We start from the raw sequence: 12,746 nt of genomic DNA on the forward strand, positions 1-12,746 counted from the left end.
TCGCGAAACAAGGAGGCGCTGGCGCACGTGCGGGACGGCGTGGGTCGGCGGCCGGGTCCTGGCCGGTCGCTCCAGGAGGTGGCTCCGGACGTAGCCCGGCATTGGGATGAGGAACGCAACGGCGGCGTGAAGCCGACTCGCATTCACGCGAACAGCAGACGTGTGGCGTCCTGGATGTGTCCGGACTGCGGCACCCGGGGACAGGACGTGATGGTCCTCAGCCGCGTGGCCGGGTTTCGAAGGTACGGCCCAGGTCATGGTTGCAGAAGGTGTTCTCTGGACCGGCGCGATGCACCGAAGTCCGGGATGTCGCTGGCGGACAAGCGTCCTGAGCTGGTACCCGAGTTCGACCTCGGGGCCAATCACCCACTGACACCGACCGCCGTCCCCGCCACCTCCAACAAGAAGTGCTGGTGGCATTGCCCGGCGGGTTTGGACCATCCGAGTTACCCGGCATCTCCAGCCAATCGACGGCGGTCTGGATGTCCGGCGTGTGCCGGGAAGATGGTCACGCCCGCTACCTGTCTGGCGACACGTTTCCCGCTCGTGGCGGAGTCGTGGCACCCGACGCTGAACCACCCGCTCACCCCGCACGACGTAACCTGTGGAACACCGCGCATCGTGTGGTGGCGCTGTCGCCGGGGGCACGACTGGCGAACGTCGGTGGCTCTGCGCACAGGTCAGTCGACGCAGTGCCCGAGATGTCACCATGCGCACCGCTCGAACATCGAGACCAGGATCTTCTCGGAGCTGTTCGTTCTGCTGGAGCCCTACCTCGGTGCTGTCGCAATTCAGCACAACCTGTCTCTGGAACGGTGTTCCAGAGCCCTGGGCGAGGTTGACATCCTGATATCCCTCCACCGTTCAGCTGGGCCGGTTGTCGAGACGAGCGTGGCCCGTGAGCTGCAGCTGATCGTCGAGTTCGACGGTGCGTACTGGCACCGAGGTCGAGGGGCTCAGGACCGCAAGAAGTCGGCCGCCATACGGGCGGCCGGATACCGGTTGATTCGCGTCCGCGAGCAACCGCTCCGTGCTCTGCATCCTGACGACGTGGCCGTCGTCAACGGGGGTACAGCACACCAGGCTGCAGTGGAAGTGCTGCGACGGCTGAGGGAGCGGGCGTGGTTACCGGCAGACCTCATCCTGCCGGTCGACGAGTATCTGTCCGGTCAGACCCCAGTCGGGGATTCAGTCGCGAATGCACTGCTTGCTGACGGGAGTCGCCGAAACCTCGGGAGTCGGTCGCTTGCGATGACTCATCCCCACCTCGCAGCGGAGTGGGACGGGAAGGCGAATGGAGATCTGACGGCCTGGAACGTCACCGCGAGCACCTCCCGGAGTGCGTGGTGGATCTGCGAGCGAGGAGACAGGTTCAGCCGTCCACCCCGCGAACGGGCGGCCGGCGGTGGGTGCCAATATTGTTCAGGTCGCGCCGTCAACGCTCGCAATTGTCTGCTGACCACCCACGCGGACCTGTCGGCCGAGCTCATGCGCCCCGAAGACGTCGCCGGACTGCACGGCGAACTGAGTGGGGCTCTGCAACGGAACCCAGCCGACATCAGCGGGGGATACTCGAAGATCCAGTGGTGGTGCTGCTCCGCCTGCGATTTTCAGTGGCTCGCAACAGTCAAGAACCGGGCGAGGAACGGGTCGGGGTGTCCCCGCTGCTGGAGCATTCGGCGAAGGGGGGCGACGCGCCGTTGACGCCACACGTGTGTCACGATTCCGCGGGCTGAGTCGATACCGACAGGCGGTCCGTCGGTCGCTGGCGAATCATGTCGATCACGTGCACCCTCCTGGTTCAGGATGGCGCAGAACGGTGATGGGGCAAGCCGGTCTCGTCGGGTTCCCCTTCTGGTCCACGGAATGGCGCGACGGTGCTCGCTGCACCCTGGTCGAGCGGCCTCCGGGTTTCGTCATCCTCGTAGGCAGCTGACGAAGGCCGCCTTCATGAGGGGCACGTCGACGGCGGAGCAGAGTTCACGCACCGAGTGCATGGCCAGCTGGGGCGCGCCGACATCGACCGTCGACAGCCCGAGCCGTGTGGCCGTCAGCGGGCCGATGGTCGAGCCGCAGGGCAGGTCGGCGCGGGAGACGAAGTGCTGCACCGGCACCCCGGCCTCCTGGCAGCGCTCAGTGAACCAGCCACCTGACACCGCATCGGTCGCGTAGGCCTGGTTGGCGTTCAGCTTGAGCACCGGCCCGCCCCCCAGCACCGGCTGGTGCGACGGCTCGTGCCGCTCCGACCGGGTCGGGTGCACCGCGTGCGCCATGTCCGCGCTCACCAGCTTCGACGCCGCAATCGTCCGCGCGAACGCCTGCGGCTCCGAGCCGGCCAGGCGAGAAATGACGTCCTCCAGGAACGACCCGCGCGCCCCCGACGCCGAGCCCGAACCGACCTCCTCGTGGTCGTTGCACACCAGCACCTGGGTGTGCCGCGTCTCCGCGGAGACGCCCAGCAGCGCCAGCAGACCCGAGTGGCAGCAGGCCAGGTCGTCCAGCCGCGGCGCCGCGATCCACGTGCCGTCGACCCCCGCCCGCGCGGCCGGCTGCGTGTCGGCCAGCACCAGGTCGTGGCCCACGATGTCCGCCGCGTCCACCCCGGCGGTCGAGGCCAGTGCCTGCAGGAGGCCAGGCTCCGTCGACAGCTCCGACCCCCACACCGGCTGCAGGTGCCGCTGCGGGTCCAGGGTCAGCCCCTCGCGGACCGATCGGTCGAGGTGGATCGCCAGCGACGGCAGTCGCAGCGGTGCGCCGGGCAGCTTCGCGAGCACCGTCGTCCCACCGCGGAGCGCGAGGCGACCCGCGACGGTCAGCTCGCGGTCCAGCCAGGTGTGCCACAACCCGCCGCCGTAGGGCTCGACGCCGACGAGGCGGTAGCCGGCCTGCCGGACGTCGTACCGCGGGCGCACGCGGAAGGTGGGGGAGTCGGTGTGCGCGCCGATGATCCGCAGCCCGGCCTCGGCCACCGGGTCCGAACCCACCCGCACCGCCACCACGCTGGCCCCGCGCACCGTGAACACCGCGTCGCCGGGGGACAGGTCCCACACCGCGGTCTCGGCCAGCCGACGGAACCCGCCTGCCTCCAGCCGGCGGGCGATCTCCGCCGCCGCGTGCGAGGGGGAGGGGGAGGCGTCCACGAACGCGCGGAGGTCGTCACCGAGGGAGAGGTCCACACCAGCAGTCTGGCCCACCCCGTACCGTTCCCCGGCCACCCCCGCCCGCACGCTGAGCCGCCCCCACCCGCCCGACCGACGGAGCTCCCGCATGACCGCAACCACCCTCGGCGTCGAGGAGGAGTTCCACCTCGTCGACCCCGCCACCGGGGCCCTGGTGGCGAGCCAGCAGGTGGCCGCCGCCGCGGTGATGGGCCAGGCCGGGCCGCACGTGCAGCCCGAGATCAGCCAGACCCAGCTCGAGACCGCCACCGGCGTCTGCACCACCCTCGCCGAGGTCCGCGCCGAGCTCCTGGCCACCCGGCGCGAGGCCGTCGCCGCCGCCCAGGCCGCCGGGCTGACCGTGCTGGCCGCCTCCACGCACCCCTCGGCCGCGCCGGAGGACCTCGTCCTCACCGACGCCCCGCGCTACCGCGTGATGGTGCAGCGCTGGGCGGGCCTGGCCACCGGCCAGGACATCTGCGGCACCCACGTGCACGTCGGCGTCGACGACCTGAACACCGCCGTCCACGTCATGGACCGCGCCCGGCCCTGGCTGCCGCTGCTGCTCGCGATGACCGGCAGCTCCCCGTTCCACGACGGCGCCGACACCGGCTACGACTCCTGGCGCACCCTCTGGTGGTCCCGCTGGCCGGTCTCCGGACCGCCCGAAGCCCTGGGGGACGCCGCCGGCTACCGCGCCGTCGTCGCCTCGCTCGTCGCCAGCGGCATGGTCCCCGACGGCTCGCAGCTGTACTGGGACCTGCGGCCCTCCACCCACGTGCCCACCGTCGAGTTCCGCATGGGTGACGTCTGCACCGACCTGGACGACGTCGTCCTGCACGCCGCCCTCTGCCGCTCGCTGGTGGCCGTGCTGGCCCGCGACGAGGCGCCCGCCCCAGTCGTCCGGCCCGAGGTGCTGCGCGCTGCGCGCTGGAAGGCGGCCCGCGCGGGGTTGACCGGCGAGCTGCTCGACCCGGTCACCGCCGAGCTGGTGCCCGCCCGCGCGGCCGTCGATGCGCTGCTGGCCCTGGTCGCCGAGGACCTCGACGCCCGCGGCGACCTGGATGAGGTCCGGGGGCTGACCGACCAGCTGCTGGCCCGGGGCACCTCCGCCGTCCGGCAACGCCAGGTGCTGGCCCGCACCGGCGACCCGGGTGCCGTCGTCCGCGACCTGCTCGAGCTCGGCGGCACCGCGGGCTGAGCGAGGTCCGGCGTGGTGGGGGATGGTCCGCGGCAGGCGGCGGACCATCCCCCAGCAGGGCGGACCATCCTGCGCGGGAAAGATCCACCGCAACGCGCGGGCATTGCCCCCGCAACACAGCAGGGCCACAGTGAGCGCCACCCGACCCCGGAGGCCTGCTGTGACCGCTGAACCCACCGCCCCACCCGAGACCGGGACCAGCGACTACCTGGCCAAGCGCCAGCTGCGCGGTGGCACCGCCGGCTGGACGCTGCTGGCCGGCCTCGGCGTCGCCGCCGTCATCTCCGGCGACTACGCCGGCTGGAACTTCGGCCTGGCCCAGGGCGGGTTCGGCGGACTGCTGATCGCCACGGTCCTCATGGGCATCATGTACGCCGCGATGGTCTTCGGGCTCGCCGAGCTGGGCTCGGCGCTGCCGACCGCGGGCGGCGGCTACACCTTCGCCCGGCGCGCGCTCGGACCCTGGGGCGGCTACGCCACCGGCGTCGCCGTCCTCATCGAGTACGCCATCGCCCCGGCCGCCATCGCCACCTTCATCGGCGGCTACGTCGAGTCGCTCGGCCTGTTCGGCATCACCGACGGCTGGTGGGTCTACCTCGCGGTCTACGCCTTGTTCATCGGGATCCACCTCATGGGCGTCGGCGAGGCGCTCAAGGTCATGATGGCCATCGCCGCGGTCGCCGTCGTCGGCCTCGTGCTCTTCCTGATCGGCGCCATCCCGAACTTCGACGCCGCCAACCTGACCGACATCGTGCCCACCGGCGCCGCCGGCGCCTCGGACTGGCTGCCCTTCGGCCTGCTCGGCATCTGGGCGGCGTTCCCGTTCGGCATCTGGTTCTTCCTCGCCGTCGAGTGCGTGCCGCTGGCCGCCGAGGAGGCCAAGGACCCCGCCCGCTCCATGCCCAAGGGCATCGTGGCCGCCATGGCCGTGCTGGCCACCCTGGCGATCCTCATGCTGGTCTTCACCACCGGTGCCGGGGGCGCGCAGGTGATCAGCGAGTCGGCCAACCCGCCGGTCGACGGCCTGCAGCCCGGCACCCTGCAGACGGTCGTGAACTACATGGGTCTGGTCGGGCTGGTCGCCAGCTTCTTCTCGATCGTCTACGCCTACAGCCGGCAGACCTTCGCGCTCTCCCGCGCCGGCTACCTGCCGAAGTCGCTGTCGGTGACCAACAGCCGCAAGGCTCCGGTGCTGGCACTGGTCGTGCCGGGGATCGTCGGCTTCCTGCTCACCCTCACCGGCCAGGGCGCGACCCTGCTCAACATGGCGGTGTTCGGCGCGGCCGTCTCGTACGTGCTGATGATGGTCAGCCACATCGTGCTGCGCCGCCGCGAGCCCGACCTCGAGCGCCCCTACCGGACGCCGGGCGGCACCACCACGACGACCATCGCCCTCGTGCTCGCCGTCCTCGCGGTGCTGGCCACCTTCCTGGTCGACCCGCTGGCCGCCGGCCTGACGCTGGTCGCGTTCGGCCTCTTCATCGCCTACTTCGCCCTCTACAGCCGGCACCACCTGGTCGCCTCGGCGCCGGAGGAGGAGTTTGCGGCACTGGCCGCAGCCGCGGACGACGTCCGATGACCGCGCGCCGGGCGACGCTGGCCGGCCACACGTACGAGTTCCCGTCGCTGGTCGAGGTCATGGCGAAGGCCACCCCCGCCCGCTCCGGCGACGTCCTCGCCGGGTGCGCGGCGACGTCGGAGGCCGAGCGGGTCGCCGCGCAGACGGTGCTCGCCGACCTGCCGCTGACCACGTTCCTCGACGAGCAGGTGGTCGGCTACGAGGAGGACGACGTCACCCGCCTCGTCCTCGACACCCTGGACGCCGACGCCCTCGCGCCGGTGCGCTCGCACACGGTCGGGGAGTTCCGCGAGTGGCTGCTCGCCCGTGCCGCGGCCGGGGACGAGGCCGCGATCTCCGGGCTCGCCCGCGGGCTCACGCCCGAGATTGCGGCCGCGGTGTCCAAGCTGATGCGCAACGCCGACCTGGTCGCGGTCGGCCGGCGGGCGCGGGTGGTCACCGGGTTCCGCTCCACCCTCGGCCTGCCCGGTCGTCTGGCCTCGCGGCTGCAGCCCAACCACCCCACGGACGACGCGGTCGGCGTCACGGCCTCCCTGCTGGACGGCCTGCTGCACGGCAGCGGCGACGCCGTCATCGGCATCAACCCGGCCACCGACTCCCCGGCGCAGACCATCGCGCTGCTGGAGCTCATCGACGCGGTGATCAGCCGGTACGAGATCCCCACGCAGTCCTGCGTGCTGGCCCACGTGACGACGACGCTGCGGGCGCTGGAGCAGGGCGCCCCGGTGGACCTGGTGTTCCAGTCGGTGGCCGGCACCCAGGGCGGCAACGAGGGCTTCGGGGTGACGCTGGCGCTCCTCGACGAGGCCGTGGCGGCGACCCGGGAGCTCCGGCGCGGCACGGTCGGGGACAACGTCAGCTACTTCGAGACCGGCCAGGGCTCGGCGCTGTCGGCCGGGGCGCACCTCGGCGTCGGCGGGGCGCCGGTGGACCAGCAGACCCTCGAGTGCCGCGCCTACGGCGTGGCCCGGCACTACGACCCGCTGCTGGTGAACACCGTCGTCGGCTTCATCGGGCCGGAGTACCTGTACGACGCCAAGCAGGTCATCCGGGCCGGGTTGGAGGACCACTTCTGCGGCAAGCTGCTCGGCCTGCCCATGGGCGTGGACGTCTGCTACACCAACCACACCGACGTCGACCCCGACGACACCGACACGTTGACCCTGCTGCTGGGGGCGGCCGGCTGCTCGTTCGTCATCGCCGTCCCGGGGTCGGACGACGTGATGCTGCACTACCAGTCGCTGTCCTTCCAGGACGTCCTCACCGCCCGCCAGGTGCTCGACCTGAAGCCCGCGCCGGAGTTCGAGGCCTGGCTGCAGAAGATGGACCTGGTCGACGCCTCGGGTCGGGTCCGCGAGCTGACCGCCGACGCCCCGCAGGCCCGCGCGCTGCTGGCGGCCGCGCGGTGAGCGACGCCTTCGACACGCTCCGCGCCGCGACCCGGGCGCGGGTCGCGCTGGGCCGGGCCGGGGACGGGCTGCCGACGGCGCGGCTGCTGGAGTTCCGTGCCGCGCACGCCGCCGCCCGGGACGCCGTGCACTCGCCGCTGGACACCGCCTCGGTGGTGGCGGCGCTCGGGACGACGGGCCTCGACGTGCTGGAGGTCGCCTCCGCGGCGCCGGACCGGGCCACCTACCTGCAGCGACCCGACCTCGGGCGGCAGCTGGCCGAGGGCACGGAACTGCCGGGGGGCGAGCACGACCTGGCGCTGGTGGTCGCCGACGGGCTCTCGCCGCGGGCGGTCGAGGAGCACGCCGCCGGCACCGTGACCGCGGTCCTGGAGCGGCTGACCGGCTGGTCGGTGGCCCCGCTGGTGGTGGCCACGCAGGCGCGGGTGGCGCTGGGCGACCCGGTGGGGGAGGCGCTGGGGGCGCGCATCGTCGTCGTCCTCATCGGCGAGCGGCCCGGGCTCTCGTCGGCCGACAGCCTCGGCCTCTACCTGACCTTCGGACCCCGCACCGGCCGGGCCGACAGCGAGCGCAACTGCATCTCCAACGTCCGTCCCCCGCACGGCCTGGGCTACGCGCAGGCCGCCGACACCCTCGCCGGCCTGCTGCTGGCCTCGCGCGAACTGGGCGCGTCGGGCGTGGTGCTCAAGGACGAGGGGACGGCGCTGCCACCCGGCGCCGGTTGACAGGATGGGCCGATGTCGACGAACGCGACCACCACGCTGACCGTCTGGTCGGCCGACCGCGCGGCGCTGGAGGCCTTCCGCGCCCGCGTCGCCGGCCCCTCGGCGCCCTTCTCGCTGGAGGCGGCCGTGCCCACCGGCATGGACCTCGACGCCTGGGACCACGACCGGGCCACCGCGCTGTGGGGCTGCGGACGCCCCGAGCTGCCGCCGGGCGGGCTCACCGACCTCGGCGACCGGCTGGTCTACCGGGTGGACACCCCCTGGGCGCCGCCGACCACCGCGTTCGCCACGCTGACCGCGGAGCACCCGGCCGTCGTGGCCCACGCCGTGACCACCTGCGAGGCCGAGTTCGCCAGCACGGCCTGGTTCGTGCACGGCAGCACCGTCGACGAGCGCGAGACCGGGCTCGACCTCCCCGTCGAGGAGCTCGACGACTGGGACGGCGAGTGGGACCTGCCCGCCGACTGGAGCTTCGACGCCGCCCGCGCCCGCACCCTCTCGGGCGGCTGAGGGTCGGCGAGTGGCGTCCTGTGGTTCGAGAACGGTCGGGGACGAACCCTCAGGCGCCGCTCGACGGACCGAGTCGGAGCTGGCGGACCCGCTGGGCGAGCCGGCCGCGCAGGGTGGTGGCCCGGGGGATGAACCAGAGCCCGGCGCCCCGCTCGGCAGGCACCGCCACCAGCTCCGGGGTCGGCTCGCCGTGCTGCCGGGCGAACTGCTCGGCGGTGGTGGCGGCCTCGGCGCGGGCGTGCAGGCGGGCCCGGACGTCGTCGGGCGTGTAGGCGCGGCGCTGCCGCTCGTCCCGCGCCAGCACCGCTCCGGTGGCCGCCACCCCCGCCAGGCCGGCGACCCCGAGCAGCTTCCCCACCGTGGCCAGACGCATGCCGGGCACGGTAGCGGGGCTCAGCGCCCCGAGGGCAGGGTGAGCACCTCGACGCCGTCCTCGGTGATCGCAACCGTGTGCTCGCTGTGGGCCGTGCGGCAGCCGGTGGCGCTGCGCAGGGTCCAGCCGTCGTCGTCGGTGACCAGCTCGTCGGTGTCGACCATGACCCAGGGCTCCAGCGCCAGCATCAGGCCCGGGCGCAGCTTGTAGCCGCGTCCGGCGCGGCCGGCGTTGGGCACGTGCGGGTCCTGGTGCATGGTCGAGCCGATGCCGTGCCCGCCGAACTCGGTGTTCACCGGGTACCCCGCGCCGGTCAGCACCGCGCCGATCGCCGCGGAGATGTCGCCCAGCTTGACCCCGGGCCCGGCGGTGGCGATCGCGGTGGCCAGGGCCTTCTCGGTGGTCTCGATCAGCCGCACGCTCTCGGCCGAGCGGCTCTCGCCGACCACGAAGCTGATCGCGGAGTCCGCCGCCACCCCGCCCAGGACGACGGCGAGGTCGAGGCTGAGCAGGTCGCCGTCGGCCAGGGCGTAGTCGTGGGGGAGCCCGTGCAGCACGCCGTCGTTGACCGAGGTGCAGATGTAGTGCCCGAACGGCCCCCGGCCGAAGGAGGGCGCGTAGTCCACGTAGCAGGAGGTGGCCCCGGCGCCGAGGATGATCTCCTTCGCCCAGGTGTCGATCTCGAGCAGGTTGGTGCCCACGGTCGCGCGCTCGCGCAGCGACTGCAGGACGTCGGCCACCAGCGCCCCGGTGTCGCGGGCGCGGGCCACCTGGGCGGGGGAGAGGATCTCGATCACGCCGGTCATGTTATCCCGGTACTAGTATCCCGGTCATGGTCAGGTTGCCGCTCACCCCCGACGAGATCGAGCGCGGGCGCCGGCTGGGCGCGGTGCTGCGCCGGGCCCGGGGCGAGCGGTCGATGCTCGACACCGCGCTGGCCGCCGGCATCTCGCCCGAGACCCTGCGCAAGATCGAGTCCGGGCGCGTGGCCACCCCGGCGTTCAGCACCGTCGCCGCCGTCGCCGGGGTGCTCGAGCTCTCGCTGGACGCGGTCTGGGCCGAGGTCGCCGGGCCGGTCGGGGCGTCCCTGGCCAGCTAGGTTGGCCCGGTGCTGACCCTGGACGCCGCCGTCGACCTGACCCGCACCGGCGACGTCTGGCTGTTCCGCGGCGCCTCGGTCGCCGACCGGGCCATCCAGACGCTGACCAACGCCCCGGTCAACCACGTCGGCATGGCCGTGGTGCTCGACGACCTGCCGCCGCTGCTCTGGCACGCCGAGCTGGGCCGGTCGCTGCCCGACGCCTGGACCGGAACCCACCAGCGCGGGGTGCAGCTGCACGACCTGCGCGACGCCGTCCTGGTGTGGCGGCAGAAGTACAGGCAGCGGGCCTGGCTGCGCCAGCTGGTGGGGCCGGCCGACGACGGCGGGGTCACCCCGGCCATGGAGGACGCCGTGATGACCACCGTCGCGCGGCTGGACGGCCGGCCCTTCCCGACCACCCGTGGGCTGATCCGCGGGTTCGCCAACGGCCTGGTCGACCGCCGGACCGACGCCGAGACGGTGTTCTGCGCCGAGCTGGTCGCCGCCACCTACACCGCCATGGGCCTGCTGCCCGACGACCGGCCGCTGAACTCCTACGACCCGGGCAGCTTCTGGTCCGGCGACCGGCTCGAGCTCGTCGACGCCCGCCTGGGCCCCGAGGTCGCCGTGGACGTGCCGGCCGCCTGACCGGTCAGCGCAGCGCGGCCAGGGTCTCGGTCAGGGTCTGCTCCGTCGGGGTCCAGCCCAGCTCGCGGCGGGCCTTCTCGCCGGTGGCCTGCTGGTCGAGCAGCAGCGCGCCGCCGAAGGCGCCCAGCCGCTGCGTGGTGTCGGCGTCGGAGGTGCCGACCGCGCGCACCCCGGCCGCCTCGGCGATCTCGGCGACCGTCGGGTTGTGGCCGTTCACGCCCAGGTAGGTGCTGCCGGCCCCGCCGTGCACGAGGGCGAGGGCGTAGAGCCGGCCCAGGTCGGCGGCGTGCACGGTGGTCCAGTGCTGCTGGCCGCTGCCGGGCAGCAGCACCGCGCCGTCGTCGTCGGTGGGGCCGCCCAGGACCGCCCCGGTGATGCCGGCGATCTGACCCTCCTGCACCGCGTAGACGATGCCGGGCTCGACCAGGACGCCGCGGACGCCGTCGCGGCCGGAGGTCACCCGCTCGTCGAGCGGCGCGCGCCACGCGGTGAGCTCGGGGGCGTCGCGGGGGGTCTCCTCGTCGACGGTGCCCGAGCCGTGCACCCAGACGCCGCCGGTGTGCAGGTAGGGCTTGCCGCTGCCGGAGATCGCACCGAGCACGGCGTCGAGGAACGCGGTGTCGACGTCGGCGCTGGTGGCGTCGCCGGGGGAGGCGGTGTGGATGATGCCGTCGGCGGCCAGCGCCTCGCGGGCCAGCAGCTCGGCGTCGGTGAGGTCGCCGCGCACGGCGGTCGCGCCGGCGGCCTCGACGGCCGCGGCGGAGGAGTCGCTGCGGGCCAGTGCCCGCACGGTGTGCCCGTCGGCCAGCAGGGCCGCGAGCACGGAGGAGCCGACGAGTCCGGTACCACCGGTGAGGAAGACGTCCATGTGCCGGGTCAAGTCGTTGCGGGCCGGGACGATTCCCGCACCCGGTAGGTCGTCTGCACCATGCCGCCGCCCAGCACCTCGGTGGAGACGTGCTCCAGCGGGACGTCGGCCGGTAGCGCGCCGAACAGGCTGAACCCCTCGCCGATCAGCACCGGGACCCGGCTGAGGGTGAGGGTCTGCACCAGGCCCCGGGCCAGCACCGCCCGCACCGTGGCCCCGCCGTCGACGTAGACCCGGGCGTACCCGGCGGCGTCGAGCGCGGCCACCGCCTCGTCGAGCGTGCGGTGCACGGTGATGCGCGGATCGGCGGTGGGGTCGAGGGTGGAGCTGACCACGTGCACCGGCTTGCCCTGGTAGGGCCACTCCGCGTGCGGGGCGATCACCCGGTAGGTGCCCCGGCCCATGAGCAGGGCGTCGACCGACTCGACGAACGGGGTGAACCCGGCGTCGCCGGCCTCGCCCGAGCCGTCGGAGGACTCCAGGAAGTCGAGGCCGTCGTCGGGCCGCGCGATGAAGCCGTCGACGCTCATGCCCAGGAACACGTGCCCGGTGAAGGTCATGCCCGGCACCCTGGCACGGACCTCCGACACTTCCCGTCCGCAGCCGGACCATGCGCGGGGGCGGACGGGGTCCACCCCGAAGGGGGAGACGAGATGGATCGGGCACAACCCATCCCGGTCCGGTGCCGATCACCGGGGCATGACGACCCTGACCACCCCCGCCGGCACGGCCCAGTCCCTCGACGCCGCGCTGCTGCCCGGCCCGACCGCGCTGCACCACCGCATCGAGGAGCGCCTCGCGACGGCGGCCGAGCAGCCGGCCTGCCTCGTGGTCGTCGGCCTCCTCCGCAAGGACACCGGCTGGCCGCTGGCCTCGGGTGCCCTCACCACCGTCACCGCCCTGCTGGCCGGTGCGCTCCGCGACGACGACTGGCTGGCCCGCGAGGACCACACCGAGTTCGCCGTGGTCGTGAACGGCAGCCCGACCGCCGCCGACGCCGTCGCCGCCCGGCTGACCGGGGTCGTCACCGGCGCCGTCACCGGCCTCCACGCCTGCGCCGGCGTCGCCGTGCTCGAGCCCGGGCTCACCGCCCACGAGGTCGAGCGCCGCGCCGTCCTCTGCCTGGACGCCGCCCGGCACCGCGGTCCCAACGGCGTCGTCCGCTACTCCGGGACGCGCTGAGCGGCCCCCGAA

The 12,746-nt window shown here is 73.5% G+C and carries 14 protein-coding genes; 9 read left to right on the top strand and 5 right to left on the bottom strand.

Annotation, left to right across the window (positions count from 1 at the left end):
- Nucleotides 1–78: 78 nt before the first annotated feature.
- Entirely contained in the window at nucleotides 79–1,704 is a 1,626-nt protein-coding gene (locus tag BLS67_RS25000) for a zinc-ribbon domain-containing protein (protein WP_423221512.1), read from the top strand.
- A gap of 212 nt (nucleotides 1,705–1,916) precedes the next feature.
- Here BLS67_RS25000 and BLS67_RS16460 read toward each other — a convergent pair whose 3' ends face one another.
- On the bottom strand, nucleotides 1,917–3,176 hold the full coding sequence (locus BLS67_RS16460; RefSeq protein ID WP_242654135.1) for a M18 family aminopeptidase: 1,260 nt from the start codon (nucleotides 3,174–3,176) through the stop codon (nucleotides 1,917–1,919).
- A 91-nt stretch (nucleotides 3,177–3,267) separates the two neighbouring features.
- On the opposite strand from BLS67_RS16460, the gene BLS67_RS16465 reads away from it, so the two are divergent.
- From BLS67_RS16465 to BLS67_RS16485, 5 genes are all read left to right on the top strand, one after another.
- Nucleotides 3,268–4,359 (top strand): carboxylate-amine ligase, encoded by a 1,092-nt coding sequence (locus tag BLS67_RS16465; protein WP_091247166.1) that lies wholly within the window; start codon nucleotides 3,268–3,270, stop codon nucleotides 4,357–4,359.
- Nucleotides 4,360–4,519: 160 nt separating this feature from the next.
- A complete protein-coding gene (eat, locus tag BLS67_RS16470) occupies nucleotides 4,520–5,938 on the top strand; it encodes an ethanolamine permease (RefSeq protein ID WP_242654136.1) in 1,419 nt (472 codons plus the stop codon).
- Nucleotides 5,935–7,347, top strand: coding sequence for an ethanolamine ammonia-lyase subunit EutB (locus BLS67_RS16475; RefSeq protein ID WP_091247169.1), 1,413 nt, complete (start codon nucleotides 5,935–5,937; stop codon nucleotides 7,345–7,347). Before eat ends, BLS67_RS16475 begins: the two co-directional genes overlap by 4 nt.
- Nucleotides 7,344–8,072, top strand: coding sequence for an ethanolamine ammonia-lyase subunit EutC (gene eutC, locus BLS67_RS16480; RefSeq protein WP_091247171.1), 729 nt, complete (start codon nucleotides 7,344–7,346; stop codon nucleotides 8,070–8,072). The genes BLS67_RS16475 and eutC overlap by 4 nt, the downstream gene beginning before the upstream one ends.
- A gap of 12 nt (nucleotides 8,073–8,084) precedes the next feature.
- Nucleotides 8,085–8,582, top strand: coding sequence for a hypothetical protein (locus BLS67_RS16485; RefSeq protein WP_091247174.1), 498 nt, complete (start codon nucleotides 8,085–8,087; stop codon nucleotides 8,580–8,582).
- A gap of 49 nt (nucleotides 8,583–8,631) precedes the next feature.
- Here BLS67_RS16485 and BLS67_RS16490 read toward each other — a convergent pair whose 3' ends face one another.
- The gene (locus BLS67_RS16490; protein ID WP_091247258.1) at nucleotides 8,632–8,955 is read right to left on the bottom strand and encodes a hypothetical protein; all 324 of its coding nucleotides are present in this window, start codon (nucleotides 8,953–8,955) and stop codon (nucleotides 8,632–8,634) included.
- A gap of 20 nt (nucleotides 8,956–8,975) precedes the next feature.
- Nucleotides 8,976–9,752, bottom strand: coding sequence for a type I methionyl aminopeptidase (map, locus tag BLS67_RS16495; RefSeq protein ID WP_091247260.1), 777 nt, complete (start codon nucleotides 9,750–9,752; stop codon nucleotides 8,976–8,978).
- A gap of 35 nt (nucleotides 9,753–9,787) precedes the next feature.
- Here map and BLS67_RS16500 point away from each other — a divergent pair, with 35 nt between their 5' ends.
- Both BLS67_RS16500 and BLS67_RS16505 read left to right on the top strand, forming a co-directional pair.
- Complete coding sequence (locus tag BLS67_RS16500) at nucleotides 9,788–10,054, top strand: helix-turn-helix domain-containing protein (protein WP_091247176.1); 267 nt, start codon at nucleotides 9,788–9,790, stop codon at nucleotides 10,052–10,054.
- A 9-nt stretch (nucleotides 10,055–10,063) separates the two neighbouring features.
- The gene (locus tag BLS67_RS16505; protein ID WP_242654137.1) at nucleotides 10,064–10,684 is read left to right on the top strand and encodes a hypothetical protein; all 621 of its coding nucleotides are present in this window, start codon (nucleotides 10,064–10,066) and stop codon (nucleotides 10,682–10,684) included.
- A gap of 4 nt (nucleotides 10,685–10,688) precedes the next feature.
- Here BLS67_RS16505 and BLS67_RS16510 read toward each other — a convergent pair whose 3' ends face one another.
- Complete coding sequence (locus BLS67_RS16510; protein ID WP_091247178.1) at nucleotides 10,689–11,552, bottom strand: NAD-dependent epimerase/dehydratase family protein; 864 nt, start codon at nucleotides 11,550–11,552, stop codon at nucleotides 10,689–10,691.
- 8 nt (nucleotides 11,553–11,560) lie between these two features.
- Nucleotides 11,561–12,112, bottom strand: a complete 552-nt coding sequence (locus tag BLS67_RS16515) for a dihydrofolate reductase family protein (RefSeq protein ID WP_091247263.1) — start codon at nucleotides 12,110–12,112, stop codon at nucleotides 11,561–11,563.
- A gap of 139 nt (nucleotides 12,113–12,251) precedes the next feature.
- Between BLS67_RS16515 and BLS67_RS16520 the strand changes: the two genes are divergently transcribed.
- The gene (locus tag BLS67_RS16520; protein WP_091247180.1) at nucleotides 12,252–12,734 is read left to right on the top strand and encodes a nucleotidyl cyclase domain-containing protein; all 483 of its coding nucleotides are present in this window, start codon (nucleotides 12,252–12,254) and stop codon (nucleotides 12,732–12,734) included.
- Nucleotides 12,735–12,746 lie beyond the last annotated feature (12 nt).

It is taken from the genome of Klenkia soli (assembly GCF_900103975.1).
Taxonomy (GTDB): domain Bacteria; phylum Actinomycetota; class Actinomycetes; order Mycobacteriales; family Geodermatophilaceae; genus Klenkia; species Klenkia soli.

Excerpts from the sequence above, each read along its gene's own strand:
- BLS67_RS16515 (WP_091247263.1), bottom strand. The coding sequence starts at position 12,112 with ATGACCTTCACCGGGCACGTGTTCCTGGGCATGAGCGTCGACGGCTTC.
- BLS67_RS16500 (WP_091247176.1), top strand. The coding sequence starts at position 9,788 with ATGGTCAGGTTGCCGCTCACCCCCGACGAGATCGAGCGCGGGCGCCGG.
- BLS67_RS16490 (WP_091247258.1), bottom strand. The coding sequence starts at position 8,955 with ATGCGTCTGGCCACGGTGGGGAAGCTGCTCGGGGTCGCCGGCCTGGCG.
- BLS67_RS16510 (WP_091247178.1), bottom strand. The coding sequence starts at position 11,552 with ATGGACGTCTTCCTCACCGGTGGTACCGGACTCGTCGGCTCCTCCGTG.
- BLS67_RS16520 (WP_091247180.1), top strand. The coding sequence starts at position 12,252 with ATGACGACCCTGACCACCCCCGCCGGCACGGCCCAGTCCCTCGACGCC.
- BLS67_RS16485 (WP_091247174.1), top strand. The coding sequence starts at position 8,085 with ATGTCGACGAACGCGACCACCACGCTGACCGTCTGGTCGGCCGACCGC.
- BLS67_RS16475 (WP_091247169.1), top strand. The coding sequence starts at position 5,935 with ATGACCGCGCGCCGGGCGACGCTGGCCGGCCACACGTACGAGTTCCCG.
- BLS67_RS16465 (WP_091247166.1), top strand. The coding sequence starts at position 3,268 with ATGACCGCAACCACCCTCGGCGTCGAGGAGGAGTTCCACCTCGTCGAC.